The sequence below is a fragment of the Methylobacterium soli genome (assembly GCF_008806385.1).
Taxonomy (GTDB): domain Bacteria; phylum Pseudomonadota; class Alphaproteobacteria; order Rhizobiales; family Beijerinckiaceae; genus Methylobacterium; species Methylobacterium soli.
Genome location: NZ_VZZK01000014.1, coordinates 89,964 through 106,412, shown reverse-complemented (window position 1 = coordinate 106,412; position 16,449 = coordinate 89,964). Strand labels below are relative to the sequence as shown.

At 70.4% G+C, this 16,449-nt stretch carries 17 protein-coding genes and 1 tRNA gene; 11 read left to right on the top strand and 7 right to left on the bottom strand.

The features are described 5' to 3' along the window. Positions 1-19 precede the first annotated feature (19 nt). The 5 genes from nadC to F6X53_RS15105 form a co-directional block, all read right to left on the bottom strand. Entirely contained in the window at positions 20-892 is an 873-nt protein-coding gene (nadC, locus tag F6X53_RS15125) for a carboxylating nicotinate-nucleotide diphosphorylase (RefSeq protein ID WP_151001030.1), read from the bottom strand. Then, complete coding sequence (locus tag F6X53_RS15120; protein ID WP_151001029.1) at positions 889-2,418, bottom strand: L-aspartate oxidase; 1,530 nt, start codon at positions 2,416-2,418, stop codon at positions 889-891. The genes nadC and F6X53_RS15120 overlap by 4 nt, the downstream gene beginning before the upstream one ends. After that, the gene (gene nadA / locus F6X53_RS15115; protein WP_425324692.1) at positions 2,415-3,461 is read right to left on the bottom strand and encodes a quinolinate synthase NadA; all 1,047 of its coding nucleotides are present in this window, start codon (positions 3,459-3,461) and stop codon (positions 2,415-2,417) included. The genes F6X53_RS15120 and nadA overlap by 4 nt, the downstream gene beginning before the upstream one ends. Before the next feature lie 582 nt (positions 3,462-4,043). Beyond that, entirely contained in the window at positions 4,044-4,397 is a 354-nt protein-coding gene (locus F6X53_RS15110; RefSeq protein WP_151001028.1) for an endonuclease domain-containing protein, read from the bottom strand. Between the two features lie 368 nt (positions 4,398-4,765). Further along, the gene (locus F6X53_RS15105) at positions 4,766-5,596 is read right to left on the bottom strand and encodes an aldo/keto reductase (protein ID WP_151001027.1); all 831 of its coding nucleotides are present in this window, start codon (positions 5,594-5,596) and stop codon (positions 4,766-4,768) included. Between the two features lie 357 nt (positions 5,597-5,953). Between F6X53_RS15105 and F6X53_RS15100 the strand changes: the two genes are divergently transcribed. The 8 genes from F6X53_RS15100 (at position 5,954) to F6X53_RS15065 (ending at position 14,298) form a co-directional block, all read left to right on the top strand. Beyond that, on the top strand, positions 5,954-6,700 hold the full coding sequence (locus tag F6X53_RS15100; protein ID WP_151001026.1) for a sigma-70 family RNA polymerase sigma factor: 747 nt from the start codon (positions 5,954-5,956) through the stop codon (positions 6,698-6,700). 287 nt (positions 6,701-6,987) lie between these two features. After that, positions 6,988-8,877 carry a sensor histidine kinase gene (locus F6X53_RS15095; RefSeq protein ID WP_151001025.1) on the top strand — a complete coding sequence of 630 codons (1,890 nt, stop codon included), beginning with the start codon at positions 6,988-6,990 and terminating at the stop codon, positions 8,875-8,877. 249 nt (positions 8,878-9,126) lie between these two features. Beyond that, on the top strand, positions 9,127-10,014 hold the full coding sequence (locus F6X53_RS15090) for an MBL fold metallo-hydrolase (RefSeq protein WP_373875916.1): 888 nt from the start codon (positions 9,127-9,129) through the stop codon (positions 10,012-10,014). 105 nt (positions 10,015-10,119) lie between these two features. Continuing rightward, positions 10,120-11,670 (top strand): class I adenylate-forming enzyme family protein, encoded by a 1,551-nt coding sequence (locus F6X53_RS15085; protein WP_151001024.1) that lies wholly within the window; start codon positions 10,120-10,122, stop codon positions 11,668-11,670. A 113-nt stretch (positions 11,671-11,783) separates the two neighbouring features. After that, on the top strand, positions 11,784-12,617 hold the full coding sequence (locus F6X53_RS15080) for a glycosyltransferase family 2 protein (RefSeq protein WP_151001071.1): 834 nt from the start codon (positions 11,784-11,786) through the stop codon (positions 12,615-12,617). 12 nt (positions 12,618-12,629) lie between these two features. Beyond that, a tRNA-Ser gene (locus F6X53_RS15075) sits at positions 12,630-12,721 on the top strand. 390 nt (positions 12,722-13,111) lie between these two features. Continuing rightward, positions 13,112-13,333, top strand: a complete 222-nt coding sequence (locus tag F6X53_RS15070) for a helix-turn-helix transcriptional regulator (protein ID WP_151001023.1) — start codon at positions 13,112-13,114, stop codon at positions 13,331-13,333. Positions 13,334-13,386: 53 nt separating this feature from the next. Then, the gene (locus F6X53_RS15065) at positions 13,387-14,298 is read left to right on the top strand and encodes a replication initiator protein A (protein WP_151001022.1); all 912 of its coding nucleotides are present in this window, start codon (positions 13,387-13,389) and stop codon (positions 14,296-14,298) included. A gap of 476 nt (positions 14,299-14,774) precedes the next feature. On the opposite strand, the gene F6X53_RS15060 is transcribed toward F6X53_RS15065, so the two are convergent. Further along, complete coding sequence (locus F6X53_RS15060) at positions 14,775-14,972, bottom strand: hypothetical protein (protein ID WP_151001021.1); 198 nt, start codon at positions 14,970-14,972, stop codon at positions 14,775-14,777. A 30-nt stretch (positions 14,973-15,002) separates the two neighbouring features. Beyond that, positions 15,003-15,185, bottom strand: a complete 183-nt coding sequence (locus tag F6X53_RS15055; protein WP_151001020.1) for a hypothetical protein — start codon at positions 15,183-15,185, stop codon at positions 15,003-15,005. Positions 15,186-15,426: 241 nt separating this feature from the next. On the opposite strand from F6X53_RS15055, the gene F6X53_RS15050 reads away from it, so the two are divergent. Genes F6X53_RS15050 through F6X53_RS33690 form a run of 3 tightly spaced genes read left to right on the top strand, consistent with a single transcriptional unit; the run spans position 15,427 to position 16,140 of the window. Continuing rightward, a complete protein-coding gene (locus F6X53_RS15050; RefSeq protein ID WP_151001019.1) occupies positions 15,427-15,723 on the top strand; it encodes a hypothetical protein in 297 nt (98 codons plus the stop codon). Next, a complete protein-coding gene (locus F6X53_RS15045) occupies positions 15,716-16,009 on the top strand; it encodes a hypothetical protein (RefSeq protein ID WP_151001018.1) in 294 nt (97 codons plus the stop codon). Before F6X53_RS15050 ends, F6X53_RS15045 begins: the two co-directional genes overlap by 8 nt. Next, complete coding sequence (locus F6X53_RS33690) at positions 16,006-16,140, top strand: hypothetical protein (protein WP_280526029.1); 135 nt, start codon at positions 16,006-16,008, stop codon at positions 16,138-16,140. Before F6X53_RS15045 ends, F6X53_RS33690 begins: the two co-directional genes overlap by 4 nt. Positions 16,141-16,449: the final 309 nt, after the last annotated feature.

The following is a 16,449-nucleotide window of genomic DNA, read 5'->3' as shown; positions in this document are numbered from 1 at the left end:
GGACGCGCTTTTTCGTGGCTCAGGCGGCGTCGAGGCCGAGATCGATGATCGCGGCGCTGTGGGTGATCCAGCCGCAGGAGATCAGGTCGACGCCCGAGGCCGCGACCGCCCCGACGATGTCGCGGGTGATGCGGCCCGAGGCCTCGCTGACGGCGCGGCCGTCGATCATCGCGACGGCCCGGGCCAACTGCTCCGGGCTCATATTGTCGAGGAGCACCGCGTCGGCGCCGACCGAGAGGGCCTCCGCGAGCTGGTCCAGGGTGTCGACCTCGATCTCGATCTTCACGAGGTGCCCGGTCCGGGCGCGGGCCCGCTCGATCGCCGGGATGATGCCGCCCGCCACCGCCACGTGGTTGTCCTTGATCAGCACCGCGTCATCGAGGCCGAAGCGGTGATTCGAGCCGCCGCCGGCCCGCACCGCGTGCTTCTCGAGGGAGCGCAGGCCCGGCGTGGTCTTGCGGGTGCAGACGATGCGGGCCTTGCCGTGGGGGCGCGCCGCCTCGACCAGGGAGGCGGTGGCGGTGGCGATCCCGGACATCCGGCACAGGAGGTTGAGGGCGACGCGCTCGGCCGTCAGGATCGCGCGGGCGGGCCCCGAGAGGCGGATCACCACGTCGCCGGGCGCGACCGGGGCGCCGTCGCCCCGCACCACCTCCACCGCGACGGCGGGGTCGATCAGCGCGAAGGCGATCCGGGCGGCGTCGGTGCCGGCGATCACGCCGGCCTGGCGCGCCGCGATGACGCCGCCGAGGCGGGCGGAGGCCGGCACGATGGCGTCGGTGGTGATGTCGCCCGCCCGGCCGAGATCCTCGATCAGGGCCGCCCGGACGATCGGCTCGACCAGGAGCCGCGGCAGCGGCGCCAGGGCATCGGGCAGCAGCGGCTCGCTCATGGCGTCAGGGCCTCCTCGGCGCTCGCGCGGGTCTCGGTCGCGGCGAGCAGGTCCGCGAGCGTCGTCTCGGTGTGGCGCGCCGGCTTGGCGGCGGGGAAGTCGGCGCGCCAATGGGCGCCCCGGCTCTCCTGCCGGTCGAGGGCCGCCTGCGCGATCATCAGCCCGGTCAGCGCGGCCTCGCTGCCCGTCCGCGCCAGCGGGGCGAGGCGCGCGACGGCCTCGCCGAGGCCGGCGGCATCCCGCACCACGCCGACCCGGCTCTCCAGGATCGCCCGGATCTGCGCGAGGTCGCGGGCGGGGGCCGCGCGCCCGCCGCGCTCGGGCAGGATCGGCCCCGGGGCCGGCGCATCGAGGCCGTCGGCGATCCAGGCCGCGTAGGCGAGCGCTTCGAGGAGCGAGTTGCTGGCGAGGCGGTTCGCGCCGTGCAGCCCCGTCGAGGCGACCTCGCCGCAGGCGTAGAGGCCCGGCACCGTGCTGGCGCCCTGCGCGTCCACAAGCACGCCGCCCATGTGGTAATGGGCCGCCGGACGCACCGGGATCGCCTCGATGGCGGGGTCGATGCCGGCCCCGGCGCAGAGGGCTGCCACCGTGGGGAAGCGGGTCGGCATGCGGGCGCCGAGCGCGCCGCGGGCATCGAGATAGACGGTCTCGCCCCGGGCCAGCGTCTGGAAGATTGCCCGCGCCACCACGTCCCGGGGCGCGAGGTCGCCGCCGACGATGCCCGCCATCACCCGGTCGCCGCGCCCGTCGATCAGGCGCGCGCCCTCGCCGCGCAGGGCCTCGGTGGCCAGCGGCATCGGGTCGGCGCCGGCCGCGATCGCGGTCGGGTGGAACTGCACGAATTCGAGGTCGCGCAGGGTCGCGCCGGCCCGGGCCGCCAGCGCGAGGCCGAGGCCGGTGGCGCCGGACGGGTTGGTGGTGGAGGCGTAGAGGCCGCCGACGCCCCCCGTCGCCAGCACCACGGCGCGTCCGGTCAGGCGGAAGCGCGCCCCGTCCGCCTCGCAGACCACGCCCGCGACCGCCCCGTGCGCGTCGCGCAGCAATTCGCGCGCGCTGGCCACGACGATCTCGATCGAGGGCGTGCGGGAGACCGCCCGCACGAGGCCGTCCAGCACCCGGCGACCGGTCGCGTCGCCGCCCGCGCGCACGATGCGGCGGCGGCCATGGGCGGCCTCGAGCCCGAGGGCCAGGGCGCCGTCGGCCTCGCGGTCGAAGAGGATTCCCGCGGCGACGAGCCAGTCGATCAGGCCGGGGCCCGCCGCCGTGACGCGGGCGGCGACCCCGGGATCGGTCAGGCCGGCGCCGGCGGCCTGCGTGTCGGCGGCGTGGAGTGCCGGCGCGTCGTCGGCGCCGATCGCGGCGGCGATGCCGCCCTGGGCCCAGCCCGTGGCGGTGCCGAGGCCGAGCGGCTGGGCGGTGACGAGGGTGACGGGGCGGGGCGCGAGGCGAAGCGCGACGGCAAGCCCCGCCACCCCGGCCCCGACCACGATGACGCGGTCGGCGGGGTTGCGCGAGAGGGCGTTCATCGCGGCTTGACCGCGAGCATCCGCTCGACGGCCGCCCGGGCGCGGTCCGCGAGCTCGGGCGCCACCGTGACCTCGTGGGTCATGGTCTCGAGGGCGCGCCGGATATTGCCGAGGCTCATCCGCTTCATATGCGGGCACAGGTTGCAGGGCTTGATGAACTCGATGTCGGGATTGGCGGCCGCGATGTTGTCGCCCATCGAGCACTCGGTCACGAGCACGACCTGCGCGGGGCGCTTCTCGGTCACGAAGTTCATCATCATGGCGGTGGAGCCCGAGAAATCGGACGCGGCCACCACGTCCGGCGGGCATTCGGGATGGGCGATCACGGTGACGCCCGGGTAGCTGTCGCGCACCTCGCGGATGTCGGCCGGGGTGAAGCGCTCATGCACCTCGCAATGCCCGGCCCAGGTCAGGATCTCGATCTCGGGGAGCGCCGCCTGGGTGTTCTGGGCCAGGAACTCGTCCGGGATCATCAGGACCCGGGGCACGTTCAGGGAGCGGATCACCTCCACGGCATTGCCAGAGGTGCAGCAGAGATCCGACTCGGCCTTCACGGCCGCCGAGGTGTTGACGTAGGTCACGATCGGCACGCCCGGGTAGCGGGCCCGCAGGCCGCGAACGTCCTCGGCGGTGATCGAATCGGCGAGCGAGCAGCCCGCGCCCATGTCCGGGATCAGCACGGTCTTGGCCGGGTTGAGGAGCTTGGCCGTCTCCGCCATGAAGTGGACGCCGGCGAGCACGATCACGTCCGCATCGACCGTCACGGCTTCCCGGGCGAGGGCGAGGCTGTCGCCGACGATGTCCGCGACGGTGTGGAAGATCTCGGGCGCCTGGTAATTATGCGCCAGAATGACGGCGTTGCGCTCCCGCTTCAGCCGCAGGATCGCCTCGATATCGGGCGCGAGCGCCGGCCACTCGATCGCCGGGATGTGCCGGCTGACCCGGGCATAGAGCTCGGGCAGCAGCATCGCGTGCCCGAAGGCGGCGGGCTGCGAGACGGGTCGAATGCGGGCCTGTGCGATCGGGGAACTGGTCGCCGCCATCGCGTCCTCCATTATGCTCAGTTTGAGCATTGCGCCGCCTAAACTAGGCGCGCCGAACCCGTCTGTCCAGATATGCTGAGACTGAGCATAACGATTTTGCGCCGCAACGTTTCGGTGCGCCGCAACATGTGATCGGCAGGTTAGGCGCGGTTCGAGAGCCGCTCCGGCATTCGCTTCGCACCGCCGTTCCGAAGCGCCGGAAATCGCTCGGGACGCACGGCGGCTGCCGGAACCAGCCCCGATAACGCGACCGGCCCCCTCTCCCGTGCGGGAGAGGGTTGGGGTGAGGGATGCGACATGTCCGGAGAGGTCGCATCCCTCACCCGGTCGGCTAGCGCCGACTCGACCTCTCCCGGACGGGAGAGGTGGGGCGCTCCGGCCGTGGCGCTTCACCGTTGTTCGGGGGCGCCGGAGGCGAGCCCGGCATGCGTGGCAGCGGGTCAGGATTAGCCCCGATAGCGCGACGCGCCCCCCTCTCCCGTCCGGGAGAGGGTTAAGGTGAGGGGTGCGCGCTGTCTGGAGAGGTCGCCCCCGCCGTTCTGCGCTCGCGAGTCCGAACTCGCTGGAGGTGGAGAGGAGGCGCTAGAGGGTGATTCGGCGCTCGATGGCGGCCAGGATCGTCTCGCGCACGCCCGCGAGGTTTTGCATGACGTCGTGATTGGCAAGACGCAGAACCTCGAAACCGCAGCGGGCCAGAGCCGCGCTGCGGGCCGTGTCCCGCGCCTGTTCCGCGATGGTCCCGTGCGTCGCGCCGTCAACCTCGACGACGAGGCCCGCCGCCAGGCAGGCGAAATCCGCCACGAACCGGTCGATCGGCCATTGCCGGCGAAACTTGAATCCGTTGAGGCCGCGGTTGCGCAACGCGCGCCAGAGCAGCGCCTCGGTGGCGGTCTGGCTCCGACGCAGGGCCCGCGCCCGCCCGCTGCTTTCACTCATCCGGGACCCTGCCGATTCGTCATCGTCAATCTGGCACGGCTCGCCGGGAGGCTCGCGAACACGATTCGAGGAGATGGGGTTTTTCGGGAAGGATGCGGCCTCTCCGGAGAGCGCATTCCCCTCACCCGGTCGGCTCGCGCCGACTCGACCTCTCCCGGACGGGAGAGGTGAGGCGCTTGGACGTCCGCTCAAAACGTCGTTCGGGATGCGCGGCGGGTTTCTGAACCAGCCCTGATAACGCGACGGGCCCCCTCTCCCGTTCGGGAGAGGTGCGGCGCGGTCCGCTTCAGCCCGTGGTTGCAGGGTGCTGGAGGCGAGCCCGGAATGGGCGGCGGGGGTCGAACCTGAGCGGCGCGAGACCCCTCGCTTCAGCCGAAGGTCTCGGGGTCCGGGCCGGTGCGGCCGTCCGGGCGGTCGAGGCGCGCGATCTGCGCCATCTCGGTGTCGCTGAGCGTGAAATCGAACAGGGCGGCGTTCTCGGCGATGCGGGCGGGCGTGGCGGTTTTGGGGATTGCCACGAAGCCGTTCTGGATGTGCCAGCGCAGGGCCACCTGGGCCGGGCTGCGGTCATGCGCCCGGGCGATCCCGGCGAGCACCGGGTCGGCGAGCACCGGGCCCCGGCCGAGCGGGCTCCAGGATTCGGTGACGATGCCGTGGCGGGCATGGGCCTCGCGCAAGGCGGGCTGCTGGAAATGCGGGTGTAGCTCGATCTGGTTGACCACCGGCACGATGCCGGTCTCGCTGATGAGGCGCTGCAGGTGGGCGGGGGTGAAGTTCGAGACGCCGATCGAGGTCGCGCGCCCCTCCTCGCGGAAGCGGATGAGCTCCTTCCAGGTCTCGACGAACAGGCCCTTCTCCGGGCAGGGCCAGTGGATCAGGTAGAGATCGACCCGGTCGAGGCCGAGGCGTTTCAGGCTCGCGTCGAAGGCGCGGCGCGTGGCGTCGAGGCCCTGGTCGTCGTTCCAGAGCTTGGTGGTGATGTACAGGTCGTCGCGCCCCACCGCGGCCTCGCGGATGGCCCGGCCGATTCCGGCCTCGTTGCCGTAGATCGCGGCGGTGTCGATCGAACGGTAGCCGGCCGCGATGGCGCGCCCGACGATGTCGGGGGTCTGGCTCACGTCGAGCTGGTACACGCCGAAGCCGAGCTGCGGCATCGGGCGGCCGTCGTTCAAGGTCAGGGTCGGGATGCTGACGGGCATCGATGTCTCCGGATGAGAGAGGGGGCCGGCGCGATGCGGACGCGGCGCAGACCCCGGAATGGCGCTGGACCCGACAGGGCACCGGGCGCGGCGCGGCGCCGGCTCCGGTGAGGCGGCCCGCGGGCCGGGGCTGTCGGGAAGGTTCCCCACACCTGTGTCGCGCGAGGGCCGGCGTCGAGTGCGGCGGCGCACCTGTCTCGAATCACGGCTGCGCAAGCGGCTCCGGCCCCGACCGGCCCGGGAACGTAACCTATGTGGAGGCGCGTCCGGCGGAGCCTTGCGAGAACAGCGGCCGGCCAGGCCCGCCCGCCGGGGCTCGGCCGGCCAAAGCGTTCAGCGCCAGCCGATCGGGGAACGATGTCTCAGACCAAGGCTCATCGTATCGACACCACCCTGCCCGAGTCGGTCCCGATCCTGCCCGCGCTGATCCGCGCCCATCTCGGCGAGCAGCTGAAGGCCGCCTACGCGGCGCTCCGCGAGCCCGCCCCGCCCGACCGGTTCGCCGAGCTGATCGCCCGCCTCGACGGGGCGCTCGCGGCCCAGGACGACCGCGACGCGCGGGAATTCCGGGAGGGACTGCTCCAGGCGCTGCCGAGCCTGCAGAGTTTCGCGGTCTCGCTGACCCGCAACCCAACCGCCGCCGACGACCTCGTCCAGGACACGCTGCTGCGCGCCTGGCGCAGCCGGTCGCGCTTCCAGCCCGGCACCAATCTGGGCGCCTGGCTGTTCACCATCATGCGCAACGCGCTCTACAGCGAGCACCGCCGCTACGCCCGCGAGGTCGCCGACAGCGAGGGCGACCACGCCCGCCGCCTCGCCACCGTGCCGTCGCAGGGCGGCCATCTCGACCTCCAGGACGTCCAATCCGCCCTCGCCCGCCTGCCCGCCCCGATGCGCGAGGCCCTGATCCTCGTCACCATCGAGGACATGACCTACGAGGAGGCGGCCTCGGTGATGAATTGCTGCATCGGCACGGTGAAGAGCCGGGTCTGGCGCGCCCGCGACCAGCTCGCCGGGCTCCTCGGCTACACCGCCGCCGAGATCGGGACCGATCACCTGACCCTCTCGGCGCTGGGCGGCGACCGCTGGGGCTTCGAGGCCTGAGGCCGGGCGGCGCCGCCGCGCCGGGATGTCGGTGCGAACCGGCCCGCGATGCCCGGGCAGGGCGTGAGGAACCGGCCTCCGCCGGCGGCGCCCGCGGCCTTGTCCGGCCGGGCGCCCCGAAATCATCGTTCCGGCTGACCCACGGTGATGCGCATCGCGCCACAGTTGTAGATTGTCGCGCGGTGGATCATTTTCGTTCGATCTGAGTTCTCGGCGCCGTGGATCGAGGAAACCATCGATCGCGTCCGGATTTGTACCATGACCGCAACGCCAAGTGTTTTGGCAGGGTGAGAACGGAGCCCGCGATACCTGCGGCGCCGGATTCGGCACCGTATTCGGTCCCGGCCTGGCCCGACGAGGGCGGCGAGACGGGCCGCTTGCTGCGCGGGCGGGACTGGTCGGGAACCGCGCTGGGGCCGCTGCGGGATTGGCCGAACCACCTGCGGCTCGCCGTCGACATGCTGCTCGGCGGCGCCCAGCCGGCCATCCTGCTCTGGGGCCGCACCGGCATCGCCCTCTACAACGATGCCTGCCTCGGGGTGATCGGCGACCGGCATCCCGGGACCTTCGGGGAGCCGGCCGCGCGCGGCCTGCCGGAGGTCTGGTCGAGATTCGCCCCCGCCTTGCGGGCCCGCGAGGCCGGCGCGCCGCAGGGCCCGGAGGCGGGCTTCCCGATCCGCGGCCCGGACGGGCGGGTGGCGGGCGTCCTCGCCCCGGTCCCGCTGCTTCCGGGTGCCGCCGCCGCCTGGACGCTCGACGCCGCGAAGGCCGAGCGGCGGCGCAGCCGGGCGCGCCTGCGCGCGGCGGCGGACCTCGCACCCGCCCTCCTCTGGAGCAACGATCCGGGCGGCCGCGTCACCTGGTGCAACCGGCGCTGGCTCGACCAGACCGGCCAGAGCCTCGCGGCGGCGCTCGGTGAGGGCTGGATCGAGGCCTTCCACCCCGACGACCGCCCGGAGAGCCTCGCGCGCTTTCGGGCGGCGCTCGCCCTCGGGGCGGCCTTCGAGCACGAGCAGCGCCTGCGCGGCCGCGACGGCGGCTTCCGCTGGTTCCGGCTGCGCGCCGAGCCGAGCCGCGACGCGGCGGGGCGGATCCGGCAATGGTTCGGGGCGGCCATCGACGTGGAGGCGGAGCGCGCCACGGCGGCGGTCCTGCGGCAGAGCGAGGCCTTCCACCGCGTCGCCGCCGAGGCGGGGCTGATCGGCACCTGGGATTGCGACCTGACAGCCGGGACCTGCCGGCTCTCGCCCCGGGCCGCCGCGCTCCTCGGCCTCGACCGGAGCCTCCCGGACCTCCCGCTCGCGGCCTGCCTCGACCGCGTCCGGCCGGAGGACCGGGCCGGGCTGGCCGCCGCCATCGACGCCGTCGGCGAGACCGGGGCGCCGTTCGATGAGGAATTCCGCATCGTCGGCGCCGACGGAGCGGTGCGCTGGGTCCATGCCCGGGGGGGCGCGCTGCGCGACGGCGCGGCCGGTGCCCTGCACCTGCGCGGCGCCTCCCTCGACATCACCGCGCGCCGGACGGCCGAGCAGGACCTGCGCGCCAACGAGGCGCGCCTGAAGATCGTGCTGGCCGAATTGCAGCACCGGGTCCGCAACAGCCTCGCGGTGGTGCGCTCGGTGGCGCGCCGCACGGCGGAGACGAGCCGCAGCGTCGAGGATTTCGCGTCGCATCTCGACGGGCGCCTCAACGCCTTCGCGCGGGTGCAGAGCGTCGTGGTGCGGGACCCGAGCGGCGGCATCGACCTCGAAGGTTTGGTGGCGGACGAGCTCCTGGCCAATCAGATCCGGGAGGGCAGCCGCGCCCGCATCGGCGGCCCCGCCATCCGCCTCACCGCGGGGGCGGCCGAGACCCTCGGCCTCGCCATCCACGAACTCGCCACCAATGCGCTGGAGCACGGGGTCCTGTCCGGCGAGCGCGGACGCCTCGCGGTGTACTGGCGCGTCGAGCCGACCGAGGCGGGGCCGCACCTCGTCCTCGACTGGTCCGAGCAGGGCGGCCGGCGGGTCAGGCCGCCGACCCGCAAGGGCTTCGGGCTCGCCCTCCTCGAGCGGACCCTCGGCTACGAGTTGAAGGCCCGCACGCGCCTCGGCTTCGAGCCCGCGGGCTTTTCCTGCCACATCGCCATCCCGTTGAGCCCGGAGATCGCCCTCGATTCCGGGCACGCCCCGCCCTGAGGCGCGCCAGACGAGCGTCGTGGCGCCGCCGGCCGTTGCCCCGCCGCCTCATCTTGCGGGCATCAAGACATTCCGAAGATGAAGCGCGGCCCGCCAGCGTTTCCGCGCCGCCCGTCCCGGGAACATGCGGGTTTCGAGCCGACTTTCTCTTGAGACCGCACGACCTTCGCGGATGGCCCTTGCCTGTCCGGACCATCCGGCGTCGCGCGTCGCGGCGCCGTCGCGCGACCTCATCAGGAGCATCCGGCCGTGGCACAGCAGATTCCCGTCGATCCGGCGGCCGTGATGAAGGGCGAGGAGAGCGCCGGCGGCCTGCGGATCATCGGCCCCGACATCGCCTATCGGCGCATCGTCTTCGTCAACGTGGTCTTCCTCGGCCCGGCCGGGGCCGGGGACCGCGGCTGGGTGCTGGTCGATGCGGGCCTGCCGGCCTCCCGGGGCGCGATCGTGGAGGCGGCCGAGGGGCGGTTCGGGCCTGGGGCGCGGCCCTCCGCGATCCTGCTCACGCACGGGCATTTCGACCATGTGGGCGTGCTGGAGGATCTGGCCGCGGATTGGGACGCGCCGGTCTTCGCCCATCCCCTGGAGCACCCCTACCTGAACGGCACCGCCGCCTATCCGGCGCCCGATCCGGGCGTCGGCGGCGGCCTCCTGGCGCGCCTGTCGCCCCTGTTCCCGACGAAGCCTGTCGACGTGGCGGACCGGCTCGCCCCCCTGCCGCAGGACGGGACGGTGCCGACCCTGCCCGGCTGGCGCTGGATCCACACGCCGGGCCACGCGCCGGGCCATGTCTCGTTCTGGCGCGAATCCGACCGCACCCTGGTGGCGGGCGACGCCTTCGTGACGACCGCGCAGGAATCCGCCTACGCCGCCCTGACCCAGGAGCCCGAGCTCCACGGCCCGCCGATGTACCTCACCACCGCCTGGGACGATGCCCGCCGCTCCGTCGAGGCCCTGGCGGCCCTGCAGCCGGACCGCGTCGTCACCGGGCATGGCCGCCCCCTGCAGGGCCCCGAGATGCGCCGTGCCCTCGACACCCTCGCGCGCGATTTCGACGCGGTCGCGATCCCGCGCTCGGGCCGCTACGTCGCCGAGCCCGCCGCCCCGCAGGACGGCAGCGCCTACCGCCCGGCCTGACGCCCGCCCCGCGGCCTCGGGGCGGCACCGGGCCCGGCCGCGGTTGACGCGGGGCGGCGCGCCGGGAAAGACCGGGGGCCCGGAAGCGTGAAGAACAGGCCCGCCTTGTCCGACGACCGCCAGCCCCCTGCCCGCTTCAACGCGGCCCGCTATTGCCTGGCCGAGAACGCGCGCCTGCGCGCCGACAAGACCGCCCTGATCCTGGCGGGCGAGGCCGGGCCGCGCGCCACCTTGAGCTTCGGCGCGGTCGACCGGGCCGTGCGGGGCATCGCGGCCGGGCTCCTCGGGCTGGGATTGGAGCCCGGCGCGCGGGTGATGATCCGCATGGGCAACGAGGCGGATTACGTCCTGGTCTATTTCGGCGCCCTCGCGGCCGGGCTCGTGGCCCTGCCCTCCTCGCCGCAGCTGACCCCCGCGGAAGCCGGGTTCCTGATGGAGAATTCCGGCGCGGCCATCGTGGTCGCGGGCGCCGATTGCCCGACCGACCCGGACAGCCTCGGCGGGTGCCTTCGGCTCGGGCCGGCCGAGATCGCCGCCATGAAGGCGGGGCCCCCGCTCGACGATTACGCCGAGACCGGGGCCGACGACCCCGCCACCCTCGTCTACACCTCCGGCACCACCAGCCGGCCGAAGGGCGTGCTGCACGCCCACCGGGCGATCTACGGGCGCCGGCCGATGCATGCCCACTGGCTCGGCCTGCGCGAGAGCGACGTGATGCTGCATGCCGGCACCATGAACTGGACCTACACCCTCGGGGTCGGCATCACCGACCCCTGGGCGGTCGGGGCCGGCACGGTCCTGTATGACGGCCCGCGCGACCCCGCCGTCTGGCCCCGGCTGATCGCGGCCTACCGCGCGACCCTGTTTGCCGCCGTGCCGAGCCTCTACCGGCAGATCCTGAAATACGCCGACCTCGCCGCCCACGACCTCTCGAGCCTGCGCCACGGAGCCACCGCCGGCGAGGCTCTGCCGGTCGATCTCCTGAAGGCCTGGACGGCCGCCACCGGCAAGCCCCTCTACGAGGCGCTCGGCATGAGCGAGATCTCCACCTACGTCTCCAGCGGCCCGACCGTTCCGGTGCGGCCGGGCTCCCCCGGCAAGCCGCAGCCGGGGCGGCGGGTCGCGATTCTGCCCGCCACGGATTTGCCCGTGTCGGGCGAGCCGGAGCCCCTGCCGCCGGGCGAGACCGGGCTCCTGGCCATCCACCGCTCCGAGCCCGGCCTGATGCTCGGCTACTGGAACCGGCCGGACGAGGAGGCGGCGGTGATGCGGGGCGAATGGTTCGCCGGGGGCGACCTCGCGCGCCTCGATGCGGAGGGCTATCTCTGGTTCGAGGGACGCAACGACGACCTGATGAACGCCATGGGCTACCGGGTCTCGCCCAACGAGGTGGAGGGCGTGCTGGCGGCGCATCCGGACGTCGCCGAGGTCGGGGTGGCCGAGCTCGCGGTGCGGGCCGATGTCCGGGTCGTCTGCGCGTTCGTGGTGCTGAAGCTGGACGCCGAGGCCGACGCGACCGCACTGCTCGCCTGGTGCCGCGCGCGGCTTGCCGCCTACAAGTGCCCGCGCGAGATCCGCTTCCTGGCAAGCCTGCCGCGGACGCCGAACGGCAAGGTGCAGCGCAAGCGCCTCGCCGAGGCCGCCGCCGCCCCGTGAGCCAGCCGCGCGCGAGAATCCCGCGGGGCGGGTAGCGCCCGGCCCGCGCTTGTTCGCCGGGCGGGGCGCCTGTAGAGCGGGCGCTCCCCCTCGCGCCCTTCGCCCCCTTGACGATGCCCCCACTGCCGCTCTCCGTCTTCATCATCGCCCGGAACGAGGCGGACCGGATCGGCGCCACGATCCGGGCAATCCGCGGGCTGACGGACGACCTCGTGGTGGTGGATTCCGGCTCGACCGACGGCACGCAAGCCGTCGCCGAGGCGCTCGGCGCCCGGGTGATCCACCACGACTGGCCGGGCTACGGCCTGCAGAAGCGCTTCGCCGAGGACCAGTGCCGCCACGACTGGCTCCTCAACGTCGATGCCGACGAGGTGGTGCCGGCCGACCTCGCGGCGGCGATCCGCGCCCTGTTCGCCGCGGGCGAGCCGGAGCGGCCCGCCTGGCGCATCGGCATCGCGGAGATCTTTCCGGGCGAGCGCCGCCCGCATCCCTGGGCCTACACCCTGACCCCGGTGCGCCTCTACCGGCGCGATTGCGGCCGCTACTCGCCCTCCCCCGTCCACGACCGGGTCGAGCTGCGCCCCGGCCTCGAACCCGGCCGCCTCAAGGGCGTGATCCACCATTTCTCGGTGCGCTCCCTCGGGGATCAGCTCGACAAGCTCAACCGCTATTCCGACCGGCAGGCGGACGACCTCGCGGCGCGCGGCATCGCGATCCCGAGCTGGCGCGTCTTCGTCGAGCTGCCGGGCAATTTCCTCAAGGCCTATCTCGGCCGCCGCCACTTCGTGCGCGGCGTCTACGGTTTCCTCACGGCGATGAACTACGCCATCTCGCGCCACCTGCGCGTGGCCAAGCACTACGAGCGCCGCAAGGCCCTCCCGCCGGCCCGCGAAATCCCCGGCTCCCCCGAAGGGAAGCGGGTTGACCCGCCCAACGCGAAATTCTAGAGCCAGGGACGTGGAGACGTGGCCGAGCGGCTGAAGGCACTCGTTTGCTAAATGAGCAAGCCCGGAAACGGGCTTCGAGGGTTCGAATCCCTCCGTCTCCGCCAACTACCCGTTCAAGGCCCTGAGAATTCAGGGCTTTTTCTTTTTCGGGGCTTCCGGCCCCCCCCTCTGGTCCCCCCTGCCGGCTCGCACGCTTCCGAGAAGCCGGTTCCTCGCCTGTACGCGACACCACGGTTCAGGTCGACGCCAAGCGCGCACTCGATCCACCGCATCGGCGTGCGACGTGCTGACTCTGCCCGCCGGGTACCGCTAAATTCGGCCCTCCGAGGATGGCAGAAATCTGTTCCGGGTGACGCGGTAAAGATCAGGCACTCGCTGGTGGTTGCAAGGCGATCGGTGGCACACGGAGAAGCGCCGGGACATCGAGCACGACGTGCGTACCAAACCAACGGCAGGGTACACTCTGGAGCATTAGACAAAGCTCTGGAGACCACATGCAGCAGACCATTGCGCCTACCCGCCTCCTACGCCTCGCCGCGGTCGAGAGCCTGGTTGGGCTCAAACGCGCTCACCTCTACAACTTGATCGCCGAGGGAAGCTTCCCGAAGCAGGTTCGCCTCGGAGACAGCCCGAACTCACCGGTAGCGTGGCCTGAGCATGAGGTTCAGGCTTGGATCGCGCAACGGATCGCCCAGCGCGATCAGGCGGCGGCATAGTGGATGGCCGTAACGCGGGGCATGAGGCCGATCCAAGCACGCCTCGTTCGGCGATGGCCCGGCTGCAGGCTAGCCGCGCCAAGCGGGGGGCACCAGCTGCGCTAAGGACGCCGCCAAAGGACGATTCTCAGCGCGATCTGTTCACTCTCTTTATCGCGGATGTCGCCGGCAAGGACGTTCGCGGCACCATGGACGTCGCGCTCTTCCGCCTCAGCAAGCGCGTCACGCGGGCAAGCGGCATCATCACCTACCGGCTGCCAGATGGGACCGTGCAGGTCACCGGTGGGCCGATGGGTATGGCGACTGCCTGGGACTTCGACATCGTGCTCCTGGCGATCAGCCAACTGACAGAGGCTGCCAATCGTTGGAGGGCCGGCAAGGGGCCTAAGCCCAGCCGCACGATACGCCCGCACGCCAGTGAGGTGCTGAGCTTCTGCCGTCGCAGCGGAGGAGGTGACCAGTACCAGTGGATCCGCGAGGCCCTGCGTCGGTTGGGCACCACCACCATCACCGTGGATCGCAAATCCAAGAGTGGCAGGCTGGAGATGGAAGCTGAGCCGCTGCTGAGCCGTGTTGGTGTTTTCAGTGGCGAGAGCACCGATCGGATCGGCGCGCTGGAGTTCGACGTGCCGGTCTGGATCTACCGTGAGGTGGTAGAGTGCGAGAAGCCGGGTGTGCTAACGGTTCACGAGGACTACTTCCTCATCCAGAGCGGAATCGGTCGGTTCCTCTACAGACTGTTCCGGCGTGCTGCGGGTCGAACGTCTGCCAGCTGGAGCTTCGCTCTCTTGTTTGAGCGTTCGGGATCCTCCGGTACCCAGAAGGAGTTCAACCGCACGCTGCGCGGCCTAATCGCTGAGGATGAGCTGCCGGAGTACACACTCAAAGAGGCGGCAGGGCAGGATGGGCCGATCCTTGTGGCGACTTACCGCGGCTGCTCAGAAGCAGCTGGCCGGGGTGGGTAATGCACGATGAGGGGAAGGCTTATGATGCTTATGGCCTCTCGGTGACTGCCAGAGCGACGAGTAAGCGTCCCAGGTCGTGCTTTACCCACCTTCGAACGTCGCTTTACCCACCCGAAATCGTGCATTACCCACCAAACCGCGTGCATTGCCCACCGGCCTCGCTTGTAAGTACCTGATCTGTATGAGGAAATAGCGTGTTTTTTCGTCTAAAACTTTAAAACATATTTAAAACAGCAAGCACACGACTAACGAGTACGTTGACCCGCCGCTGAATGGGCCTGTTGCGAAGGTAGTAGTGCGCGACCAACCGACAGCGAATGTTATGGCCCGCCGTCGCTTGAACGAGATAGAGCAGAGACCGGAGCCAGATCCTGGATGAGCTGTGTGAATGTCCGACACAGCTCACGGGCGAGCCATGTTCCTGGGTCGTTACCTGAAAGGATCAAGCCTCAACGCCAGAACTGCTGCTCCAGCGTTCACTGCATCACCTCCGCGCGACAGGCTCCAAACTCCCTGAGCTTTTCAAGATCCGCAACCTTCGCGGACGCGGGCAAGATGATCATGGCCAGCAGCTGGCCAAGTTGATCGATGAGGGCAACGGTGACCGTGTTAACATTGGATTGCATCTCGGCGGACCTCCCTAGGTTTTCGCCGTTGGTGTAGCTGCCATCCATGCTGGAACATGGATGGCAGCGCCTTCTGCTTTACATCTTCTCTAGCTGGTCCAGCCCCGTTGAAAGAGCTTCGATTGCCGCGGTTGCCCTTGTCACGGGCAGGCCCGAGGCCTTCTCCCGTCGCTGGCGATGGCTCTCGATGCGCTCTGCTAATGCCGCCGGAACTCGGATTGACAATGCCGCATCACGTGGAGCGGTCTGGTCTTTGTTCATCAGGGTATTTCTCGCGTAAGTTCGTTATGCGCACATTGTATGTCATTGCGCACATTGAGTTATAGACCGCTCGTCGGAGAGTTTTTGCCGCATACCGATCGATCAATACGAGTATTTCGGTCCGATTGATCAAATAAATTTATCGTCATATCGCCGATATCAATCAAAATACTTTTATAGCTGTGCACAATTACATACAATGTGCACACTAGCCAACACCGGCGCTATCGGAGATCCATCCATGCTGTACCAGCAGACTCCCCAGCTTCAAAACACCTCACCAACCTATTGCGCACCAGGACTCACCGTTACCGTGCGCGTGAATGGCAAGCCCGTGCCGAACGGTAACGCCGAGCGCCGCGCTCGCTGCCTTGCCTGGCGCGAAGGCTGTGTCATCGAACCCAGTATCGCTGGTCTGGTTGTGCGCCGGGCCTACTCAGGGCGTGTGATCGCCTCGCGGTTCGAATCCTTCGAGGCCGTCATCGCTGCCTACGAGCTTGGTGAGCTGGGCCGCCGGGAGGTACGCGAGAATGTCTGATCAATTCGTGAGCCTAGCGGGCATCGTCCCCACGCCAACGCTGGACGAGCAAGCCGAGACGATGGCGCTCCTGGAGCGAATGCAGGCCGCGAACTCCCCTGCTGCGTGGAAGCGGGCTGCCGAGATCGCAGAGGCGCACGGGTGCACGGTTGAGCGATCCACGACGAAACGCGGTCGGCCAGGTCTCGGCGCCGTAGTGCGCAACGCTGCTGGCGAGCTGGTGCACGGCAAGGGCTACCGGGCCGTGCCGCAAACGATCGCTGAGCATTTCGGAGAGGCCCTGTGAGCGTGTTGGCGGCCCTGCGCCGCGACGTGCAGCTGCTGACACCGGCTCAAGCCCTGATCGTCACCTTGACCCCGCTGGGCGCCTTCACGCTGGGTTGCCTGATCGTATTCCCCGCTCGCTTCTTCGCCTGAGTCTGCCAGGCAAAAAAAAGCCGCTCCGAGGACACTGGACCTGGGGCGGCTTTGTCATGTCTGCACGACTTGCTTTCATTGCGTCCAAAAGAAAGCCCGCCCCGGAATGTTACGACCACACTGGGGGCGGGCTTATTTGCACAAGTTGAAACGAGGTTCGTCGTTGCCGACAGCTTCAATATGCTGTCACGACATTGCTCATGATCGAATCGGCTGTTTCGATGAGACGGCCGGCCAACCGATCGAAAATCTCCATAAAAATATTTTGCGCTCAGATTTTTACGGCCAACATTGAGCCATTACTCAAAT

What these genes read in the sequence shown, in the direction of transcription:
- nadC (WP_151001030.1), bottom strand. Translation starts at nt 892, where the DNA reads ATGAGCGAGCCGCTGCTGCCCGATGCCCTGGCGCCGCTGCCGCGGCTC.
- F6X53_RS15120 (WP_151001029.1), bottom strand. Translation starts at nt 2,418, where the DNA reads ATGAACGCCCTCTCGCGCAACCCCGCCGACCGCGTCATCGTGGTCGGG.
- nadA (WP_425324692.1), bottom strand. Translation starts at nt 3,461, where the DNA reads ATGGCGGCGACCAGTTCCCCGATCGCACAGGCCCGCATTCGACCCGTC.
- F6X53_RS15110 (WP_151001028.1), bottom strand. Translation starts at nt 4,397, where the DNA reads ATGAGTGAAAGCAGCGGGCGGGCGCGGGCCCTGCGTCGGAGCCAGACC.
- F6X53_RS15105 (WP_151001027.1), bottom strand. Translation starts at nt 5,596, where the DNA reads ATGCCCGTCAGCATCCCGACCCTGACCTTGAACGACGGCCGCCCGATG.
- F6X53_RS15100 (WP_151001026.1), top strand. Translation starts at nt 5,954, where the DNA reads ATGTCTCAGACCAAGGCTCATCGTATCGACACCACCCTGCCCGAGTCG.
- F6X53_RS15080 (WP_151001071.1), top strand. Translation starts at nt 11,784, where the DNA reads ATGCCCCCACTGCCGCTCTCCGTCTTCATCATCGCCCGGAACGAGGCG.
- F6X53_RS15070 (WP_151001023.1), top strand. Translation starts at nt 13,112, where the DNA reads ATGCAGCAGACCATTGCGCCTACCCGCCTCCTACGCCTCGCCGCGGTC.
- F6X53_RS15065 (WP_151001022.1), top strand. Translation starts at nt 13,387, where the DNA reads ATGGCCCGGCTGCAGGCTAGCCGCGCCAAGCGGGGGGCACCAGCTGCG.
- F6X53_RS15060 (WP_151001021.1), bottom strand. Translation starts at nt 14,972, where the DNA reads ATGGATGGCAGCTACACCAACGGCGAAAACCTAGGGAGGTCCGCCGAG.
- F6X53_RS15055 (WP_151001020.1), bottom strand. Translation starts at nt 15,185, where the DNA reads ATGAACAAAGACCAGACCGCTCCACGTGATGCGGCATTGTCAATCCGA.
- F6X53_RS15050 (WP_151001019.1), top strand. Translation starts at nt 15,427, where the DNA reads ATGCTGTACCAGCAGACTCCCCAGCTTCAAAACACCTCACCAACCTAT.
- F6X53_RS15045 (WP_151001018.1), top strand. Translation starts at nt 15,716, where the DNA reads ATGTCTGATCAATTCGTGAGCCTAGCGGGCATCGTCCCCACGCCAACG.